General features: G+C 60.7%; 17 protein-coding genes and 3 pseudogenes. 13 read left to right on the top strand and 7 right to left on the bottom strand.

The window, feature by feature from the left end; genetic code table 11:
* The 4 genes and pseudogenes from AB4Z51_RS39955 to AB4Z51_RS39940 form a co-directional block, all read left to right on the top strand.
* Nucleotides 1-136: transposase domain-containing protein (locus tag AB4Z51_RS39955; RefSeq protein ID WP_441499306.1), on the top strand; the 136-nt coding region annotated here is incomplete at its 5' end.
* Nucleotides 137-591: 455 nt separating this feature from the next.
* Nucleotides 592-876: a hypothetical protein gene (locus tag AB4Z51_RS39950; protein ID WP_135217002.1), complete on the top strand. Its 285-nt coding sequence runs from the start codon at nt 592-594 to the stop codon at nt 874-876.
* A 132-nt stretch (nt 877-1,008) separates the two neighbouring features.
* Nucleotides 1,009-1,167: pseudogene (locus AB4Z51_RS39945) on the top strand (helix-turn-helix domain-containing protein); the annotation flags it as partial.
* 269 nt (nt 1,168-1,436) lie between these two features.
* Nucleotides 1,437-1,706 carry a DUF2312 domain-containing protein gene (locus tag AB4Z51_RS39940; RefSeq protein WP_441499304.1) on the top strand — a complete coding sequence of 90 codons (270 nt, stop codon included), beginning with the start codon at nt 1,437-1,439 and terminating at the stop codon, nt 1,704-1,706.
* Between the two features lie 1,321 nt (nt 1,707-3,027).
* On the opposite strand, the gene AB4Z51_RS39935 is transcribed toward AB4Z51_RS39940, so the two are convergent.
* Together AB4Z51_RS39935 and AB4Z51_RS39930 are read right to left on the bottom strand one after the other, a co-directional pair.
* The gene (locus AB4Z51_RS39935) at nt 3,028-3,369 is read right to left on the bottom strand and encodes an aldehyde dehydrogenase family protein (RefSeq protein ID WP_441499305.1); all 342 of its coding nucleotides are present in this window, start codon (nt 3,367-3,369) and stop codon (nt 3,028-3,030) included.
* Nucleotides 3,370-3,664: 295 nt separating this feature from the next.
* Entirely contained in the window at nt 3,665-4,330 is a 666-nt protein-coding gene (locus AB4Z51_RS39930; protein ID WP_193560937.1) for a GntR family transcriptional regulator, read from the bottom strand.
* Between the two features lie 118 nt (nt 4,331-4,448).
* On the opposite strand from AB4Z51_RS39930, the gene AB4Z51_RS39925 reads away from it, so the two are divergent.
* From AB4Z51_RS39925 to AB4Z51_RS39900, 6 genes are read left to right on the top strand one after another with little or no spacing between them, the layout of a single operon-like run.
* Entirely contained in the window at nt 4,449-5,243 is a 795-nt protein-coding gene (locus AB4Z51_RS39925; protein WP_135217004.1) for an enoyl-CoA hydratase/isomerase family protein, read from the top strand.
* A 9-nt stretch (nt 5,244-5,252) separates the two neighbouring features.
* Nucleotides 5,253-6,512, top strand: a complete 1,260-nt coding sequence (locus AB4Z51_RS39920; protein WP_441499303.1) for a CaiB/BaiF CoA transferase family protein — start codon at nt 5,253-5,255, stop codon at nt 6,510-6,512.
* Between the two features lie 50 nt (nt 6,513-6,562).
* On the top strand, nt 6,563-7,555 hold the full coding sequence (locus tag AB4Z51_RS39915; protein ID WP_135217006.1) for a Bug family tripartite tricarboxylate transporter substrate binding protein: 993 nt from the start codon (nt 6,563-6,565) through the stop codon (nt 7,553-7,555).
* A 57-nt stretch (nt 7,556-7,612) separates the two neighbouring features.
* Nucleotides 7,613-8,095 (top strand): tripartite tricarboxylate transporter TctB family protein, encoded by a 483-nt coding sequence (locus tag AB4Z51_RS39910; RefSeq protein ID WP_135217007.1) that lies wholly within the window; start codon nt 7,613-7,615, stop codon nt 8,093-8,095.
* A 10-nt stretch (nt 8,096-8,105) separates the two neighbouring features.
* A complete protein-coding gene (locus AB4Z51_RS39905; protein WP_135217008.1) occupies nt 8,106-9,644 on the top strand; it encodes a tripartite tricarboxylate transporter permease in 1,539 nt (512 codons plus the stop codon).
* Nucleotides 9,641-10,645, top strand: a complete 1,005-nt coding sequence (locus tag AB4Z51_RS39900) for a 4-hydroxythreonine-4-phosphate dehydrogenase PdxA (RefSeq protein WP_441499302.1) — start codon at nt 9,641-9,643, stop codon at nt 10,643-10,645. The genes AB4Z51_RS39905 and AB4Z51_RS39900 overlap by 4 nt, the downstream gene beginning before the upstream one ends.
* A 112-nt stretch (nt 10,646-10,757) precedes the next feature.
* Here the strand turns inward: AB4Z51_RS39900 and AB4Z51_RS39895 are convergent.
* The 3 genes and pseudogenes from AB4Z51_RS39895 to AB4Z51_RS39885 form a co-directional block, all read right to left on the bottom strand.
* Nucleotides 10,758-10,928: pseudogene (locus tag AB4Z51_RS39895) on the bottom strand (SOS response-associated peptidase); the annotation flags it as partial.
* A 585-nt stretch (nt 10,929-11,513) separates the two neighbouring features.
* A complete protein-coding gene (locus AB4Z51_RS39890; protein ID WP_441499301.1) occupies nt 11,514-12,044 on the bottom strand; it encodes a DUF1003 domain-containing protein in 531 nt (176 codons plus the stop codon).
* Nucleotides 12,045-12,341: 297 nt separating this feature from the next.
* Complete coding sequence (locus tag AB4Z51_RS39885) at nt 12,342-13,706, bottom strand: alpha,alpha-trehalose-phosphate synthase (UDP-forming) (RefSeq protein ID WP_441499300.1); 1,365 nt, start codon at nt 13,704-13,706, stop codon at nt 12,342-12,344.
* A gap of 683 nt (nt 13,707-14,389) precedes the next feature.
* Between AB4Z51_RS39885 and AB4Z51_RS39880 the strand changes: the two genes are divergently transcribed.
* Nucleotides 14,390-14,587, top strand: coding sequence for a hypothetical protein (locus tag AB4Z51_RS39880; protein ID WP_135217013.1), 198 nt, complete (start codon nt 14,390-14,392; stop codon nt 14,585-14,587).
* A gap of 397 nt (nt 14,588-14,984) precedes the next feature.
* Here AB4Z51_RS39880 and AB4Z51_RS39875 read toward each other — a convergent pair whose 3' ends face one another.
* Nucleotides 14,985-16,286 carry a virulence-associated E family protein gene (locus AB4Z51_RS39875; RefSeq protein ID WP_244623466.1) on the bottom strand — a complete coding sequence of 434 codons (1,302 nt, stop codon included), beginning with the start codon at nt 16,284-16,286 and terminating at the stop codon, nt 14,985-14,987.
* Nucleotides 16,283-17,158 carry a DUF7146 domain-containing protein gene (locus AB4Z51_RS39870; RefSeq protein WP_441499299.1) on the bottom strand — a complete coding sequence of 292 codons (876 nt, stop codon included), beginning with the start codon at nt 17,156-17,158 and terminating at the stop codon, nt 16,283-16,285. Before AB4Z51_RS39870 ends, AB4Z51_RS39875 begins: the two co-directional genes overlap by 4 nt.
* Before the next feature lie 836 nt (nt 17,159-17,994).
* On the opposite strand from AB4Z51_RS39870, the pseudogene AB4Z51_RS39865 reads away from it, so the two are divergent.
* Nucleotides 17,995-18,102 (top strand): annotated as a pseudogene (locus AB4Z51_RS39865) (hypothetical protein); the annotation flags it as partial.
* 6 nt (nt 18,103-18,108) lie between these two features.
* Entirely contained in the window at nt 18,109-18,348 is a 240-nt protein-coding gene (locus AB4Z51_RS39860; protein WP_244623470.1) for a hypothetical protein, read from the top strand.
* The last annotated feature ends 227 nt before the right edge of the window (nt 18,349-18,575 follow it).

Here is an 18,575-nt window from a genome sequence, read left to right as displayed (position 1 = left end):
TAAGCTGAACGATGTCGATCCGCTTGCCTATCTGACCGATGCCCTCACCAGGATCGTCAACGGCCATCCAAACAGCAACATCGATGAGCTGCTTCCGTGGGCCTATTGCCGTCACGACCTCAAAGCCGTGGCCTGAGAACGACGCTTACCGTTGTGAATGCCCCAGAAAGAGTGGCTACGTAACAATACGTAGTCCCGTTCTTTCTTGATGCAGCTGTCACAATAGTTAACTAGCGTGTTCCATCATCGGCCTATCTTCGGCAGCTATCCGATGACTGTGAGCAGAAGACTCGCGCCTTTTCAGCGTGAGTAGCCATGCCCAAAAACTCTCCCAGCCCGATCTGTCCGAAATGCGGTAAGCCGATGCACTTCGTGATCGTCAAGACAGGCGGTCGCAAGTTTCGGTGTATCAGGCGCGACGACATCGATCCAATGCAGGTTCCGGACTTTCAAGCTTGGACCAACAGCGAGTTGCGCCCGCCGAAAACGACATGAAGGCCACCTGATGCAAGCGCGTTTGATTTCCCTGGCTGCGAGGCATGCCCCAAGGCGCTGCACGCCGTCCGTTCCGTGCGAAGTTCGGAAGACCCCATGAAGTCGGAGGTGTGGCACGCATGGATCGCGCGCGTAGCGCACCTGGTCGTCATGAATGTGTATGCGATCAAGATGGCGGCGGTCTTCATGATCTCCATGTCAACCGTTGTGATCTACACCGGCCTCGCGCCGCGCTGGATCGCCTTTATTGGGTACTTGCTCGCTGCGACGCTTCTGATCGGCAGCTACTACATCAGCTGGAGTTTTGCGATATTGCCCGCCTGGGTCGCCCTGATCAGCATCTATATCTTGACGGACAATCTGCGCCAAAAGCGAGCCTAGCTGCAACCAGTTCTCCTGTTTGGCGAGCTTGATTTGCATCAACAAGGCGCGCCGGAATCGTCTTAGCTTAAAATTTTCGGCTTCGCGCGCTTGTAACTGAGAGTGACCTCTATGACCGCTGCACCCAATCCGGTCTCCGGTGCAATCCGGACCTACAAGATGCTCTCCGACGGCCGCCGACAAATCAACTCGTTCCATCTCGCGGGTGATATGTTTGGGCTGGAGAACGGGACAATTCACCGCTTCACTGCCGAAGCAGTGACTCAGGCCAACGTTCGCATCACGAGCCGAAGCATAGCAAACGGGACCGTCTATCTTGAAAACGAGGCGATGAGGCAGAGGTCTCGCGAATTGTTGGCAAAGGCCTGACCTAGATCCGGTCCGGGGCTCGGTAGAACACCGAACCGGGCGGAGTTGGCAGGCTACCGCGAGGAGGGCGCGCGATAGGTTCCCGAGCGTCCTGATCAATACCCTGACTAGCTGCTTCAAACGGGCCCAGGTTAAGGGATTGGTTATCTCTTTGCTCTCATTTTCACGGCCTCATTCAGCAAGGAGGCACCATGTCAGACATCACCATTCCCGGCGGAAAAATTCGTTCCTTCGTCGAGCGGATCGAGAACTTGGACACCGAGCTGCAGGAGTTGAACGAGCAGAAGAAGGAAGTCTTTTCGGAAGCCAAAGGCGAGGGCTTCGACGTCAAGATCCTCAAGGAGATCATCAAGCTGCGCAAGCAGGACCAGGACGAGCGCGACGAGCGCGAGWCACTGCTCGATCTCTACATGCGCGCCATGGATACCGCCCCAGCAGACAAGGCTGCGAAGGCGGCGTGAGGCCCTGCAAGGATTCAGGGATCGCATCGCATGGAATTCTCCATGCGATGCGGCAACCCTGTGCCGTCCAATCATGGGAGCAGACCGCGGAAGGCACCACCGCAAAGGCGCTGAAGAACGGCAAGAAGTGCGCCTCAAAACACGAAGCGGCGTCAACGGTGTTTGCAAAATGCCGCGGACACGCTAAGTGAAAGCGCTGAAGAAGTGACGTGGCGGCAAATGCAGCAATCCTCCGAGGGGGAGCGAAGCGGCTTCCCGCTATTTATCTTGCGGCAGCGGCATTGTGGCCAATGCCTTTGACTCCGGAGCCGCGCTTGTCGACGTAAGCCTTGTTCCAGGAAAGCACTCAAGCGGCGCCGGACATCGTCAATATTCCGCACAGGCCTGCCAAGGCGTGAAGGACGAGGCCCGATCGCGACAGGCCGGCGGCCTTCGCATGGGAACGGACTGCGGTTTGTGCGTCTCGCCTCATGCGACCTCGCCAACAGCGCGCGTCGACCATCAACCCGCGATCGGGGAGGCCATAGCGCCACGATCTTGGCGCCGGCCGGCCCGAGCTTATGCGACCATCCACACGCACGTCGACTCCGGCGAGCCAGGGCAGAGGTAAACGACGTAGAAGTGGCCGTCGTGAGCCCAGTAAGACCAGATCGTCTGCATTGTCCGAGCGATGGCGGTTGGTCGGTCACCCGTCAACCTGGGAAATTTCCGGGTGAGCAACGGTTCATGCGACTTTCGGCGCACAGTAGATAACCGGAATCGCGCGCGGCGCACCTTCACGCTAGATTGCCGAGCGCACCGGGGCTGGCGATTTCAGCACCACAGGATATCTTCTTCCGGTGGGCGGCCGAGCGATCGGCAGCCATTTGCTTTCGGAGTGATCGGGTTGACTGGCACCCCGATCCCGCGGACGTCAACCCGGGAAATTTCCGGGTCAGTGACGCAATATTTGATTAGGGAATCGTCCTCACACTTTGAATCACACTTACCTCGCAATAGTTTCAGCATGCCCACTCATTGGACCGAACAGCTTCAGAATCTGATTGATCTCGCTCACGACCGAATCCGCCTGCTTGATTCCGGCGAAATGTCGACTGGTGACATCGGCCCGCCGGCGGTCGATAGCACCAGGCAGACGATCGAGGCCGAACGCGCCATGATCATGAGGTTGCAGCAGACAATCGATGCTTTGAACCGCACGGTCTCGATCAGCTGTCCGGTTCTGGTGGGGGCCAAGCGGTCCAGGTAAGACCAAATTGAGGCCCGTGACGAAGTTTGAGAGCTCTACGGTGTCGAATACGATTGGACACTTGAAGCTCGTTCACGGCTCGATGCGGGTAGCGCTCAAGTTCAACCATCTCGACTGGATCTCGATCGCTTGGCGGAGCTCGTTAGCTAACGTTTTCTGAGGCAAAGCGCGTCGACACTCGTCGAGAAAGATCGGGAATTCGTCGATCCAGACACCACGAAGGTGTTCAAGTCGTAGCAGGCGAGAGCGGCCGTTGATGTCGGACGACCAGACCGAGGCGCCGAGACCGTAGGTCGTGGCATTGGCGCGGCGGATCGCGTCGTTCTTATCGGAATATTTGATCAGCGGGAGCACGGGGCCAAACTGCTCTTCGTCGACCAGCTTCGATCCTTTCGTGAAGGCTGTGCTCGCTATCGAAAGCCCGATATCGCGGTTCAGCGCATGGCGCGATACAACTTGGCCAGGGCCAGGACGCCTTGCTCATGAAACTTGCAAGCAACCCCACGTTTTTTGGRATGCAGAAAGTCCAACCTGGGTGCGCGAAGCGCTCCCGTTCCGCCTCGAATAACGAGCTTCGTCAGGCATGGGTGCTTCTGCCGCTGCTGGCAAAGGCTGCCTTCGATGCCGGGTCGGGAATTGCGACTCTAATGCCAGATCGCGAGTGACGCTTCGGCGGGCAAAAGAAACCCAACCATGTCGATGGGATACCTTACGCGATTTCGCGGATGACATCATTGCCGTCCGTTTCGACGAACCCTGCTTCCAGAACCTCTTCGCGCTTGTGGCGCAGATGCGTGCGCAGGATGTGGGAGAGGCCGACGCCGTCGCGGCGCTGCAGCGCGTTCAGGATGGCTTCGTGCTCGCTGACGGCGAACGCCCAGCGCAGCGGCGTCATCGGCGTGACGTATCGGGCGCGGCGGATGCGTGCGGTCACTGAGGCGTAGAGCACCGTGAGCACGGGATTGCCGGCCGCAGTGACAATCGCTTCGTGGATGGCGCGGTTGCCGCGATAATACTGGATCAAATCGCCCTCGCGATAATCCTGCACCATCGCAGCGTGCGCCGCGGCGATCTCCGCGATCTCGTTATCGGTGACGCGCTCGCAGGCGAGCTCGCCGGCGAGCGCTTCGAGGCCCTGACAGACCTCGAATAGGTCGCGCATGTCCTTGTCGGTCAGCCTTGCCGCGCGCGAGCCACGATGGGGCAGGAGTTGCACCAGCCCTTCGGCGGCGAGGACCTTGAGCGCTTCGCGCAGCGGCGTGCGCGAGATCTGGAGCCGTTCGCACAGCTCGCGCTCGGGAATCCGCGCGCCCGGCGGGATTTCCCCGTCGAGCAGGATGGCGCGGATGCGACCGACGACCTCCTCATGAAGCATGGGATCCATCTCTATTTTGCATGCAAAAGCGAACTAAGCTGCGAAGGAGTTGAAGTTATAGCTTGAAAATCTAAATTTTTGCATTCAAAAATACAAAAAACAACGAGGATACGAGGAAATGGACCAAGCCGCGGAGACGGAAGACCTTCTTTTTGAACGCCAGGACGGCATCGGGCGGATCAGCTTCAACCGCCCGCAGGCGCGGAATGCCTTCACCTTCGCCATGTACGAGCGGCTCGCCGCGATCTGCGAAGAGGCCAACACCGATCACTCGATCAAGGTGCTAGTGCTGCGCGGTGCAGGCGACAAGGCCTTTGCCTCGGGCACCGACATCAACCAGTTCCGCGAATTCAAGACGCCGCAGGACGCGATCGATTACGAGAACCGGATCGATCGCGTGCTCTCCACGCTCGAGCAGTGCCGCGTGCCGACCATCGCCGCGATCAACGGGTTTTGCACTGGTGGCGGGGCGGGCATTGCCGCAGCCTGCGACCTGCGCATCGGTACCAAAAGCGCCAAGATCGGATTTCCGATCGCCCGGACGCTTGGCAATTGCCTGTCGATGTCCAATGTCAGCCGTCTCACCGCATTGATTGGCGCGGCGCGCGTCAAGGATCTGATTTTCACCGCGCGTCTCGTCGATGCCACGGAGGCCGCCAGCGTCGGGCTGCTCGGCGAGGTCGTCGATGACATCGCCGCGCTCGACAAGCGCGCCGACGAGGTCGCCCGGCTGCTGGCCGGTCACGCGCCGCTGACACTGACCGCAACCAAGCAGGCGGTCGCACGCCTGCAAAAGCGGCTGACGCGCGACGAGGGCGAAGACCTCATTCTCATGTGCTACACGAGCCAGGATTTTCGCGAAGGGCTCGATGCTTTCCTCAACAAGCGCGCGCCGCAATGGCGCGGTCGATAGGACGCCCCGATGCAAAGCGATCGATCGCAATCCACCTCACGTCGTTCGGGACCGCTGGCCGGCCTCAAGGTCGTCGATCTCACCCATGTCATGGCCGGGCCGACCTGCACCCTGATGCTCGCCGACATGGGCGCCGACGTCATCAAGATCGAGAAATCGCCGAACGGCGACGATACCCGCCATTCGGTGCCGCCGAAGATCGGCGATGAGGCGGCCTCCTTCCTGATGATGAACCGCAACAAGCGCGGCATCGTGCTGGACCTCAAGACCGAAGACGGCAAACAGGTGCTGCGGCGGCTCATCGCAGGCGCCGACGTGTTGGTCGAGAATTTTGCGCCGGGCGCCATGGAGCGCCTCGGCTTCGGCTATGAGGCGCTACACAAGCAGCATCCAACGCTGATCTACTGCTCGCTCTCGGGTTTTGGCCGCACCGGTCCCTACAAGCACCGCCGCGGTTTCGACCTCGTCGCGCAGGCCATGAGCGGCATCATGAGCTTTACCGGCGAACGCCCCGACGGCCCGCCCGTCAAATGCGGTCCGCCGCTTTCCGACATCACCGCAGGCCTGCTCGCGAGCATGGGCATTCTGGCCGCCTACACGCACCGCCTCAAGACCGGCGAAGGGCAGTGGGTCGAGACCTCGCTCTACGAGGCCGCGCTGGTGCAAACTTACTGGCAGTCCACGATCGCGCTGGCCGCGGGCACCGCGCCGCGCGCCATGGGCTCGGCCCATCCGCTCAACGCGCCGTACCAGGCGTTCGAGGCCTCGGATGGCTGGCTCGTTGTGGGCGGCGCCAACAAGAAGCACTGGCTCTTGATGCTGGAAGCGCTTGGCGCAAGCGAACTGGCCGCCGATCCGCGCTTCGTCAACGGTGCCGACCGCATGGCGAACCTGGAGGAGCTCGAAGCGGTCCTGAGCGAGCGTTTCCGCACCAAGTCGCGGGCGCATTGGCTGGCGGCGCTGGACGAGAACGGCGTGCCGTGCGGACCCGTGCACGACATGCTGGAAGCTCTCAGCGATCCACAGACGCTGGCACGCGAGATGGTCGTCGAGGTCGAGCACTCGACGCTCGGTCCCGTCAAGACGATCGGGCTTCCCGTCAAGTTTTCGGAGACCCCAGGCAAAGTGCGCACGGGCGCGCCGGTCTATGGTGAGCATACAAGCGAGGTGCTGGCCGAGTACGGGTTCGACCAGAAGCAGATCGAAGCGCTGGCAAAAGAAGGCGCAATCGTTCTGGCCCCAGGAAGACGCGAGGAACGCGTCGCCTGACCGGACGTCGATAGGCAAATAAAGCAAAACATAAAAAGCTGGAGGAGATCATGGGTGGGACGTCAAAGCTTCTGCTGTCCGCGGCTGCAGCCGTACTTGCCGGCACCGTGCCGGCGCTCGCGGCATGGCAACCGCAAAAGCCGATCGAGTTCGTGGCCACGGCCGGGCCGGGCGGCGGCACCGACAATATCGCCCGTGCGGTGCAGAACATCATCACCAAGTACAAGCTGACGGATCAGCCGATCGTCGTYGTCAACAAGGCCGGCGGCAGCGGTGCGGAAGGCTATGTCTACGGCAAGGCGTCGGCCGGCGATCCCTACAAGGTGATCTTCGGAACGTCGAATGCCTGGCAGCAGCCGCTCGTCTCCAAGGTCGCCTTCAACTACACCGATCTGACCCCGATCGCCGCCATGGCGCAGGACGAATTCCTGCTCTGGGTCAAGCAGGACTCGCCCTACAAGACCGCAGGCGACTATCTGAAGGCCGCCGCAACGGGTGACTTCAAGATGGGTGGGGCGCAGTCAAAGGACACGGATGAAGTTCTCACCCGCATGATCGAGAAGGCCGGTCATGTGAAGCTGACCTACATCCCCTTCAAGAGTGGTGCCGAAACCGCCGTGCAGCTTGCCGGCGGACACCTCGACTCTCACGTCAACAATCCCAGCGAGAGCGTCGGGCAATGGCGCGGCGGCACGCAGCGCCCGCTTTGTGTTTTCAGCCCGAAGCGGCTGCCTCAGGGCGCCAAGGTCACCGCGACCGAAGGCTGGAGCGATGTGCCGACCTGCGTCGAGCAGGGCCTCGACATCAAGCAATATGAGCAGCCGCGGACGGTCTGGCTGCCCGGCAAGGTCACGCCGGACCAGGCTGCGTTCTACATCGACCTCATGAAGAAGGTGCAGGCGACGCCGGAATGGAAGGACTACATCGAGAAGACGTCTCAGGTGGACACGTTCCTGATCGGTGATGCCTTCGACAAGTTCATCAAGGAGGATCTCGAACACCTCAAGCAGGTTGCAGGCGAGCAGGGCTGGCTAATCAAGTGAGACGGCGAGCCGCCAGGCAATAATGTCCCATTATCCCGCGCCCGGCTGGAGCCGCTGATGATATCGCGCCGCGCTCTCGAACTATCGACCGCATTCCTCACCGGCAGCTTTGGTGTCGCGGTCGTCGTCTCCAGTCTCGACAACGGCATCGGCTGGTCGAGTACGGGGGTGGATTCCGGCACCTTCCCGTTCCTGACCGGCGTCATCATCTTGCTCGGGAGCCTCTACAATCTGGCGCGCTGCGCCCTGCCGGGTGTCACGCTCGCGAGTGTCCCGGTCGCCATCACGCCGCTCGAGCTGCGCCGGCTCGCAGGCTTGTTTGTGCCGGCAGCGGCTTTCGTTGCGGCGATACCGCTGGCCGGGATCTATCTGGCTTCGGCCGTCTATGTCTTCGCGGTGCTCGCGCTGCCGAAGCATCAATCCCTGTTTCGCTCGTCGATGATGGCAGTCGCGACCTCGTTTGGACTCTACGTGGTGTTCGAGCGCATGTTCCAGGTGTCGCTGCCGCACGGTGCGCTCGCCGCCGCATTCGGGTTCTGAGGGAGGAACGATGGACAACCTCCACGAACTCCTGCACGGCTTCACCATCGCAATCACCATGCCGCATCTGGTTCTGATGGTGATCGGCGTGCTGCTTGGCATCCTCGTCGGCGTGTTGCCGGGCCTTGGCGCACCGAACGGCGTGTCGCTTTTGCTGCCGCTGACCTTTGGCATGCAGCCGGTGTCGGCGATCATTCTGCTCTCCAGCATGTATTGGGGGGCGCTGTTCGGCGGCTCCGTGACCTCGATCCTGTTCAACATCCCCGGTGAGCCGTCGTCGGTCGCAACCACCTTCGACGGCTACCCGATGGCGCGCGACGGCCGGCCGACCACGGCGCTTGCCACCGCCTTTGGCTCGGCCGCATTCGGCGCGCTGGTCGGCGTCATCCTGATCACATTTCTCGCATCGTGGGTGGCGCAGGTCGCGCTCGCTTTCGGGCCGCCGGAATATTTCGCGGTGTATTTCCTTGCCTTTGCGAGTTTCGTCGGCATGGGCGGCGCGGCACCGATCAAGACCGTCGTGGCGCTGGCGATCGGATTTGCAATCGCCGCCATCGGCATCGACACCGTCTCAGGCAGCGTGCGCCTCACCATGGGCGTCGACGAGCTGGTGAAGGGCGTGAATTTCGTCGTCGCAGTCATGGGCCTGTTCGGCATCGGCGAGCTCCTGGTCGCCGTCGAAGAGGAGTTTCATGCCCGCGCCGTCTCATCGAAGATCGATTGGCGCGAGGTGTTTCGCGCGGTCGGGCGCCTGCCGCGGCACAGCGTTGCGTTGCTGCGCAGCGCGGCAATCGGCTGCTGGATGGGGATCACGCCGGGCGGCCCGACCGCGGCGTCCTTCATGAGTTATGGCATCGCCCGCCGTTTCTCGCGGCGCGGCCGACACTTCGGCACGGGCGAGGTCGAAGGCATCATCTCGCCGGAGACGGCAGATCATGCTGCCGGCACCAGCGCACTGCTGCCGATGCTCTCGCTCGGCATTCCCGGCTCGGCCACCGCGGCCGTGATGATGGGCGGATTGATGATCTGGGGCCTCAATCCCGGGCCGATGCTGTTCGTCGACCAGAAGGACTTTGTGTGGGGCCTGATCGCTTCGATGTATGTCGGCAATATCGTCGCCGTCGCGCTGGTGCTGCTCACCGTGCCGGTTTTCGCCGCGCTGATGCGGATTCCCTTCGTAATCATCGCGCCCCTGATCGTGATCATCTGCGTCGTCGGCGCCTATTCAGTGTCGAACTCCTATCTCGACGTGGTCATGATGCTCGGCTTCGGCGTCGTCGGCTATCTCTTCAAGAAGCTATTCTATCCGCTGGCGCCACTCGTGCTGGCGATCGTCATCGGCGACAAGGCCGAGGACGCGTTCCGGCAGTCGATGCTGATGTCCAAGGGATCGCTCGGGATATTCTTTGCCAACAAGCTGGTGACGAGCCTCGTGCTCGCCGGGATCGCCCTGCTGCTGCTTCCGCTCGTGCTGCAGATCGCACGGCTCTGGCGCAAGCCCGCATCGCCCGCCGCCAAGACGCCAAGCCAGGAAAAGGTGACCATATGACCGCAAAGCCGCTCGTTGCCCTCGCCATGGGAGACCCCGCCGGCATCAGCCCCGAGCTGACGGCAAAGCTTGTGGCGCTCGACGAGATCCGCGATCGGGCCCGGCTGGTCGTGATCGGCGATCGGCGCATCTTCGACGAAGGCGCGCGCGTCGCCGGCGTCAAGCCGCAGTTCCGGATGGCGGTGCAGGGCGCCGACCTTCGCGCGGCGCAGGGCGATGCGCTGTTCGTCGATCTCGGCCATCTCAATCCCAAGGAGGTCGAACCGAAGACCGCGACCCCTGCGGGCGGAAAATTCGCCCTGACGAACTATCGGCACGCGCTCGAGCTCGGCCGCGACGGCCGCGTCGATGCCGTCTGCTTCACCCCGTTCAACAAGCAGGCGATGCGGTATGCTCGCGCCGATTATGACGACGAGATCGCGTTTTCGGCGGAAGTCGCGGGGCTGAAGACCCCGGCCAGCGAATTCAACGTGCTGGGCGAGCTCTGGAATGCCCGCGTCACCTCGCACATTCCGCTCAAGGACGTCGCTGCAAAGCTGTCCAGCGGGCGCATCCACCGCGCGCTCACGCTGACCGACAACTGTATGCGCAACGCCGGCTTCGCGCGTCCGCGCATCGCGGTCGCAGGGCTCAACCCGCATGCCGGCGACGGCGGTAATTTTGGCCGCGAGGAGATCGACATCATTGCGCCCGCGGTCGAAGCCGGCCAGCGCGAGGGCATCGCCGTGGAGGGTCCGTTTCCTGCCGACACCGTGTTCCTGCGCGCCAAGGCCGGCACCTTCGATGCGGTGCTGACGATGTACCACGACCAGGGTCAGATCGCGATGAAGCTGATGGGGTTCGATCGCGGCGTGACCCTGCTCGGCGGCTTCCCGTTCCCGATCTGCACGCCTGCACACGGCACCGCCTATGATATTGCCGGGCAGGGCATTGCGTCCATCAGCGCGAGCCGCGCAGCGCTGCTGCTCGCTGTGGAAATGACTGGCCGTCGCTCCGCCTGACCTAGGGCAGCATTGATCAGACGTAGCGCGCCCGCGTCCTATCGAACGGGCCGAGCGTCGGCGGCCTTGAGCGACGCATATTTGGGGCCCAGCCTGCTACGTCGTTCTTCGGTCACGTCGCCGATCCGGCGGGGTCTTCCTTTTCTCCTGTCGCGACGATCTTCAGTGCGCCGTCCGGCAACGGTCGCTGCAGCGCCTTGGCCTCCTCCCAGGGCGCGCGCATCCAGATTTCATATTCCTCGATAGTAGTGAGGATTGCCGGCATCGCTTTCGGATGTACCTTTTTTGACCTCGTCGTTGGGGTCGCTCGAGCGGATTGCTTGTCCGAGCGCTACCCAAAGACGGCGACGCACCGAAGTCATCGCTTCCGCCAAATGGCAAGTCAGTGCCGGCGGTGAGCCCCGAGGGCGGAGGGGCACGTCCTGAGCCTTTCGAATATTGCCCAAGTTAGGACAGGCAATATTCTCAAACGGCCGGAACGATTGATCTTGGGACTTCTTGGTCCTCCGCAATCGGAGATCTTATCTTCGAGAACCAAGCCCACTGACCGGTCGACATTTTGCCCCAATGCCCGGCGGAAGGCTTAGCGGCCTCAGATGCCCCCGCACTGAGGCCGTTGCCTTGGCCGAGGCGACGGTGTTCACGTGGTGCGAAAAACGACTTGAAGAACTGCTTCAGGAACATCGCGAGCAGCCTGTGCCTTGACTAACGGATCCGGTCGAACTTGGCGTCGCCTCGAAGGTGTCAGCGCTACAAGTGCCCTCTAACTGACACCTCGACGATAGAGCGGGAATGAAAATCTCGTGCCCGATAAACATCAGTGCTTCCCGCTTCCCTTCTGGTCCATGACAGACAAGGTCGTCACCGCCTAGGTCTTACCCGGCACCGCTTCGGCCTCGATAGCCGCGACAAGCTCGGGCGCAAGGTGCGCGGACAAACGCTGAATGATGTTGAGTAGCTGCAAGATTTCTTGCTCACGCAAGGCGTCAATCTTGTTGTGCAGCAATTCGATCTCGAGTTCAGCCTTCACATTTATTCGGTAGTCGTGTTCTGCGTGCCTGCGGTCAATCTCGGATTGACGGTTCTGGCTCATCATGATGATGGGCGCTGCGTAGGCTGCTTGGAAAGAAAGAACCAAGTTCAGCAAGATGAAGGGATAAGGGTCCCAATGGTTGATGAACGCTATCATGTTCAGAATGATCCAAATGCCAAGTAGGACGCTTTGGATGATGATGAAGCGCCAAGAACCAACTGTTTCAGCAACCCGGTCGGCAAGCATCGCGCCCGGCGTCAGTGCGAGCTTGGGTACGTTGCGGGCTGGCTTTTGTGCCCGAAGTTCTCGCAACCGCTCCTGATCTTCGGGACTTAGGTGCACTTTGTGGCCTTGCTCGTTGGTCATTCGTTGCATCCACAGTTAAGAGGGTATGACGATCCGGTACGGACCGCTTTGGGATGGGAAGCAGAAGAAGTGTACTGCGTTGACGCGAAAGCGGAGAACTGTGGGCGACTTGCCTTTGGTCTATCTGGTTCAGCGCGACGATGAAGCGGATGCAAGTGGTCCCGTCACTCGTGGATCATTTCCGCCGGGGAGATGATTTCGAAGTAACACCTTATCGGCGGACTGGGGCAACCTCGTTGACGAACGAGATTATCGCGACTTGCTGCACCGATGCTACGTTCCGGACGACATCCCAAGTTAGCGGCTAAGAGCGCCAAGAAAACTCTCGCGCCACGCCGCAATGCTATTGCGGCGTAGTACCGCCATCATGGTCCGCCAACGCTCGCATCGCTCCCCAAGTGGCATCCCCAGCGCTGTCTGCAATGCTTCGGCGACGGCGTCGGGGTCATACGGGTTGGCGATCACGGCAGCGCCGAGTTCATAGGCCGCGCCGGCGAAGGGTGAGAGAATGAGCACGCCGGGATCATCGGGGTCCTGTGCAGCGACATACTCCTTGGCAACCAGGTTCATTCCGTCGCGCAACGGAGTGACAAGAGCGACGCGACTGAGCCGAAAGAAGCCAGCGAGCGAGCGCTGCGAAAAGCTCCTGTTCAAATACTGGATCGGTGCCCAATCGAGTTCCGCGAAGCGACCGGCCACGTCGCCTGCCAGCGCACCGAGCCTCTGCCGCAGCGCACGGTATTCAGGAACGTCGCTGCGCGTTGCGGTGGCGATCTGCAGGAAGCGGACGTGGTTGCGGTACGCGGGATAGCCGTCGAGAAAGGCGGCGAACGCTTTGAACCGGTGCTCGAGTCCCTTACTGTAATCGAGCCGGTCAACCCCAATGATGAGCTTGCGCCCCCGGAGACTCTCCTGCAGCCGGCGTGCCGTTCGGGATTTCACAGCGCGACCGGCCATGTCGGCGATGGCTTCAGTATCGATACCAATCGGGAAGGCGCCGGCGCGTAGATCCCGATCGAAGGCGTGAACGTGGCCATCGGACGAAACCTTGCCGCCTGCGCGGCGAAGGATGGCGTCATGGAAGGCGGTCAAATCCTCCACCGTCTGGAAGCCGACGAGATCGTAAGCGCACAGTGATTTCAGCAGGTCGCTGTAGTGAGGAAGGGTCGCCAGCACCCCCAACGCCGGAAACGGCGTATGCAAGAAGAACCCGATCCGTTGTGTGGCCCCGGCGCGGCGAAGTTCCTCGGCCATCGGGATCAGATGGTAGTCATGCACCCAGACGAGGTCACTCGGCCTGAGCAGGGGCGCGAGGGCGTCGGCGAGCAGGGCGTTCACCCGTCGATAGGCGGCCAAGTCCCGGCGGGTAAAGTTCATGAGGTCAAGGCGATAGTGGAATAAGGGCCACAGTGCCGCGTTGGAGAAGCCGCTGTAGTAGCCGTCATGGTCCGCGCGGGTAAGATCGACGGTAGCGTACGTCACTCCCTCGGTCTCAAAAACGTTCGGCTCTGGTGTTGTTTCTCCAAGCTTGCCACTCCACCCGAACCATAAGCCTCCAGCCTGATGCAGAGCGTCGACGAGGCCGGTCACAAGCCCGCCGCTGCGCTGCGCAGCTTCCCCCGGCAAGGCGACACGGTTGGAGACGATGACCAAGCGGCTCAAGCGGGTTCCCTCCGCACTGTCAGGGTTGCGTCAAGCCCAGCCGCCAAAAGATCTCGGCGAACACGGCACCGCAAATGATCGAGCGGTGACATCGCCGGAGCCCACATTCGCCTCGGTCCTCTCGCGAAAATCCACAAGTCCTTCTACCGGAACCGATGGTCCCGTCATCAGGCAATCTGGGCGCTTGAGGTCGGTCGCGACGCATGGACATTGAGCTGCAAGATCAGGGTGTTACTTGTAAAATACATAAATCCTCTCGCGGTAGATACTCTAGCGACGAGCTGGATTGTTGGGCGCTGTCTAAAGCTGATCTTCGCCAGGATTGCGTCGGCAGACGCCCCGRGTGTGCCTTTCGATCTCAGCCAGTGCGGCGTCGAGCGAGGCGTGCGGCCCCCGCTGTATGCCGGCCATAGTTTCCGAGGCGTGGCCCCCCCCGGATAGATCATGAATTGACGGGGAGCGCTTGCCGTGATGCGCCCCATCGAGCGGCCGAGCAGGTCCGTCAGCTGCCAAACCGTGCCTCCCTCTGCGGGTGTAACGATCACATCCATGGTGAACCTTGAGTCTGTACGCCGCGCGAACAAACCGTTGCACTAACCGATGGGCGAACTACCGAGTTCCGCGGCCGCGGCATTCTCGGTACTGGAAGGATTGGCGCTTCGGATCGCCCCGCGATCGAGCGAATGGCGCTTAATGCCGACATGTGCGACTACGGGCTCCACGAGGCCCTGATCGAGCTATACCTGAACGGCCGCAACCCCCTGCCGCTGCCCGGCGTCACGTTCAACCCGCCGCCGGCCAGGCCGCGACATCCCGGCGACAAGGCCTATACCGAGGCTCAGGCGTCGCTGCTCGCGATGGTCGGCGAGGAGCCTGCGTAAATTACGTTTTGGCTGGGTAAAGGGGGTTTTCCACCGCTCCGTCACAGCGACACTCGCTATAACCTTCCATGAAAAAAGAAGTGACTGGGGGTGTCCCGTTTTGGGTCAGTGCCTGCGTGCGATTGAAGCGCCACGGCGCACGGCGGACTACGGCGGACATTCCCATATGATTAGCGAAGACGCGTACTACAGATCAATAGAGAAGTCCGCCGTGTTGGCCGTGGTGCGCCGTAGGCCCTTTTCTTTTTCATGGACTCTTACTTCCACTTTGAGTGGGCAGGCGCACTCCATCCAATTGAGCAATACGTCTCGGTCGTAACAAGAACACCGGTCCAAAGCGAAAAAGGCCTCGGGGGATCCCCGAGGCTTGAAATTGTGTGCTGCGAGAATGCAGTAGCTAGTAGCTGTCCGGCCCGCTTCTCTTCAGGGCGGCGGTGCTGTCTGGTGCCCAGTAGCGGTTACCTTTCGAGTCCTTGCTGAGGCGAACCCAGCCAATGCGCTCAAGAATCGCGGCAATCCTGTTCTGGTCCGCTCGAGTGATCTTCGCGACATCTAATCGAAGCGCGTCTCGCGCGATCTCCCAGATCATGGCTTTGCCAATGGTCTTGCAGTGAGAGACGATCAAATCTTCCCATACGTCGGCGTCGTACCGAGCTTCCTGGCGAGGCGCAATACGCTCTCTCTCAAAGTCGCTGTCAGGCCACCATTTTTTATCGCGATGGTATTCTGCCGTGGCCTGCGCAAAGAGTTGATCACGATCAGCCTTGAGAGCATCGGTATCGATTGACGTCGTGGTCACGGGCCAGAAGCGACGAGCGCCGGTTTCATCTCTCAAATAGGTTGACTTGTTCGTGGTGCCGATGAAGACGCACTGCCGCTTTTGCTCGGTTTCAAGACGGTCGTACGGCCGACGATAAACCTCGCTCTCGCGGGTGATAAATTCCTTGAGCTTGTTTGAATCCGCCTTGCTCATTGCGCTGAGCTCGCCGATCTCGATCAGCCATTTGCCACTCAAATGCATGAGGAGATCCTTGCCGCCGTTGGCGACATCGGGCAAACAATCGGAAAACCATTCGCCGCCCAGAATCTTGCATACGGTCGACTTGCTGATACCTTGCTGTCCTTCCAAAATCAGCATGTAGTCGGATTTGCAGCCAGGCTGGAAAATTCTAGCGACCATGGAAATCATGAACAGACGGCCAACTTGCGCGGCATAGTCCGATTGTTCTGCCCCGCAGTAATAGGACAGCCAGGACGATAGGCGATCACGGCCATCCCAAATCAACTGATTCAGGTAGTCCCGCACCGGGTGAAAGGCGAGTTTCCTGGCGACACGCTGGGCGGCGTCATACACCGTATCTCTTCCAACACGGCGCATCCCCGAAAACTGGAGCCATTCCTGAATAGCCGTCAAATCGACATCGGAAAGGGGGTGGCGCTTCCAATGAGGATCATTGGACATCGGTCCATCGTAAATCGGGATGGGCCTGCAGACGTACGTAGCCTGCATCATTTCGTCGTATCTCAAGAGACCAACGAGTTCAGGCGCGTTGCGCATCACAAGGGCGACGTTCGCAACATTGGGAATGATGCGACCCTTCTCGTCGACGATGCACTTGCTAAGCCAGGAAGTCGCGTTTCGCGACGGCCGGGACGACGGCTCCATTTTTCGCACCGACAACAGGTTTTTGACGGTCATTGCGCCGCCCTCCATGCGTCGTTGAAGTCCTTTCCAACCTTCGAAGCGATAATGGTGACCGCGAGACCGGCTTCGAGAAAGCGGTTCGAGCAGATCGCGACGTCTGGCGGACTCGTCTGATCGTTTTCTTCAAGGATGACGAGTTCGCTCAATGACTTGAGCACGGGAAACGACTTAACCGATCCACTGGAGCCGAGTGCCCATGCAGGCGAATAGCCAGCGGCACGCGCGGACAACACGGACTCGACGCCTTCTCCGATCGTAAGACAGCTCGTTGCCTTATCGAATTGGATTGCCGCGCCGCTGGCTCGACCGAGGTTCTTCCGGCTGACCTTCTTGTTGTCCTTAGGATCGAGCCAGGTACGAAGAATGCCACAGGGCTCGGCCGTGTCGATCGAACGCCAAAGGCAAACCATGGCGGGCAAATGCGTGTGGTGGTCGAAGTACAGCTTCGGGTGAAAACGGATGGAGTTGCCGGCCAATTCCGGCGGGAGGGCAAGGCCGCGACGATCGCTGAGATAGTGTTCGACAGCGGTACCGATCGGGTTGGTGCTCTCATCCCAAATCTTTAGAGCGAGGCTCTTCAACTTAGCCTGATCTGGCACCTGAGATTTAGCTGCCTGTTGCCAGTTACGCGCGCTTGCGGAGCGCCAATCAGGAAGCCCGAGCCGCTGGCGAACGTAGTCGCGGCACAACATGGGGTCGTCATTTGCATGGCTGTGTACGACAAAGCCCTCCGGCGCATCCGGCGCGACCTTGATGGAAAGCGAGCGATCTGCAGGACTGTGGCCCGGTCCAGGAACGTTGACCGTGTCGGTCCCCGTCACCTGTCCCCCAAGAGCAGCCGCAATTTGATGCACGTCGAGCATCATGTCTCCACGATCGGGTGGCAAGACAACTTCCAGGTGGCGGCGTTAACCAAGTCGATCAACGAGGCGCGCCCCCTTGCTGCACTGATACCCGGGTCTTTATTCATCTGATCCAAACGACGTGCTTGCTATTCTGAGGGCGTGATTTGTGACTTCGATTCAGGCTCGCCCGAAAACTTGGAATGCTGCACTTCATTTTTTCATGGACGACGATGGTCCTTTAGTCGGGCGATCACCATGCTGGGACATAGGCGGGGACAAGCGGGATAAGGCGCCGAACGGACGCATGGAGCCGCGGCTGACCGTTCGCCCACCAAAAATCGTCAGCAAACCCACGTTGGCTCCCGTCGCGCCTCTAAGCGCGTTTGCCGGGCCGTGYGAATGGCTGTGGAAAACCTAGAAGCGGCACGGTGGTGGACGGAGAAGGGAGCCCGGACTCGTGGCTTCGGCGTTTCTAGGCCGCGCGCCCAGAACACGGATAACAGAGACCATACGTTCCTGACCGACTGACATAGTCTTCGCCGACGAGAAACGTTACGCGCCCCGACCTTTCAGTCACTCGCCAGGCCGTCGAGGGAATTCCCCGATCTTTGCATCAAGCGAGGGGGCAAGAAGCTCCAGCGCGGTGGCGCGATCACATGTCGCCGTCCTCTACGTCGCCGATCCGGCGGAATCTTCCTTTATGTTGCGGGCGAGACCCGTAGTGGGCCGTCCGGCATCGGGCGCTGCAACTCCAGTGCCTCACCCGCTGGCTCGGTCCGCGGTCACCGGCGAGATGATGCTCACGCGGATGATCAAGAACTGCCTTGTAGGCATCGTTATCGACGAAGCGATTCGGGATGCCGGCTTCATCCGTGGGGGCAGACGTTTCCCGTGTACGCGGCGGGCGTTACCCATCGCGGCCTTACAAGAATGGTCCTGGCGAGATCAATGTCTCGGTAGCGATTGACGGCATGGCAATTGAGCCGGGGGATCTCATTGTCGGCGACGACGACGGCCTTCTTGGGGTCTCGTTTGACGATGTCGACGAGGTGCTGAAGGGCGCCACGGCCAAGTATCAGGCTGAGCAAAAGCAGATTGAGAACATAAAGGCGGGCTCACGATGCGTCTTGGGTGGACAGGGCGCTTCGCGACTTGAATTGTTGGCGTGTCGACTGATCGCTGGGGTCGGAGGGCGAGGCAGCGGACTTTAGCRCAGCTGAGCGCGGTCTCGACTTCGATTTCTGTAAGCCCGGTATTCGGCCTACGGGGAAGCCATCGCGCTAAAATATCCCTTTGGCGGGCCAGGCGCGCCAGCCACGTCTGATGAACAGCCAAAAGCGCCGAACCCGAAATCACATGATTTCGCCAGGAAACGGCGATGACAGTTTGATGGTCTGGTTCAATGCGAGAACGTCTTGCGCAGGTCCTCTATCTGAGC

The organism is Bradyrhizobium sp. 2TAF36 (genome assembly GCF_052114925.1).
Classification (GTDB): domain Bacteria; phylum Pseudomonadota; class Alphaproteobacteria; order Rhizobiales; family Xanthobacteraceae; genus Bradyrhizobium; species Bradyrhizobium barranii.
The sequence above is the reverse complement of the archived record's forward strand: the minus strand, read 5'-3'. Positions and strand labels throughout refer to the sequence as shown.

Bases quoted from the DNA above. Each gene is read 5' to 3' on its own strand.
- AB4Z51_RS39950 (WP_135217002.1), top strand. From the start codon at position 592: ATGAAGTCGGAGGTGTGGCACGCATGGATCGCGCGCGTAGCGCACCTG.
- AB4Z51_RS39930 (WP_193560937.1), bottom strand. From the start codon at position 4,330: ATGCTTCATGAGGAGGTCGTCGGTCGCATCCGCGCCATCCTGCTCGAC.
- AB4Z51_RS39925 (WP_135217004.1), top strand. From the start codon at position 4,449: ATGGACCAAGCCGCGGAGACGGAAGACCTTCTTTTTGAACGCCAGGAC.
- AB4Z51_RS39920 (WP_441499303.1), top strand. From the start codon at position 5,253: ATGCAAAGCGATCGATCGCAATCCACCTCACGTCGTTCGGGACCGCTG.
- AB4Z51_RS39910 (WP_135217007.1), top strand. From the start codon at position 7,613: ATGATATCGCGCCGCGCTCTCGAACTATCGACCGCATTCCTCACCGGC.
- AB4Z51_RS39905 (WP_135217008.1), top strand. From the start codon at position 8,106: ATGGACAACCTCCACGAACTCCTGCACGGCTTCACCATCGCAATCACC.
- AB4Z51_RS39900 (WP_441499302.1), top strand. From the start codon at position 9,641: ATGACCGCAAAGCCGCTCGTTGCCCTCGCCATGGGAGACCCCGCCGGC.
- AB4Z51_RS39890 (WP_441499301.1), bottom strand. From the start codon at position 12,044: ATGACCAACGAGCAAGGCCACAAAGTGCACCTAAGTCCCGAAGATCAG.
- AB4Z51_RS39880 (WP_135217013.1), top strand. From the start codon at position 14,390: ATGGCGCTTAATGCCGACATGTGCGACTACGGGCTCCACGAGGCCCTG.
- AB4Z51_RS39875 (WP_244623466.1), bottom strand. From the start codon at position 16,286: ATGACCGTCAAAAACCTGTTGTCGGTGCGAAAAATGGAGCCGTCGTCC.
- AB4Z51_RS39870 (WP_441499299.1), bottom strand. From the start codon at position 17,158: ATGATGCTCGACGTGCATCAAATTGCGGCTGCTCTTGGGGGACAGGTG.
- AB4Z51_RS39860 (WP_244623470.1), top strand. From the start codon at position 18,109: ATGGCAATTGAGCCGGGGGATCTCATTGTCGGCGACGACGACGGCCTT.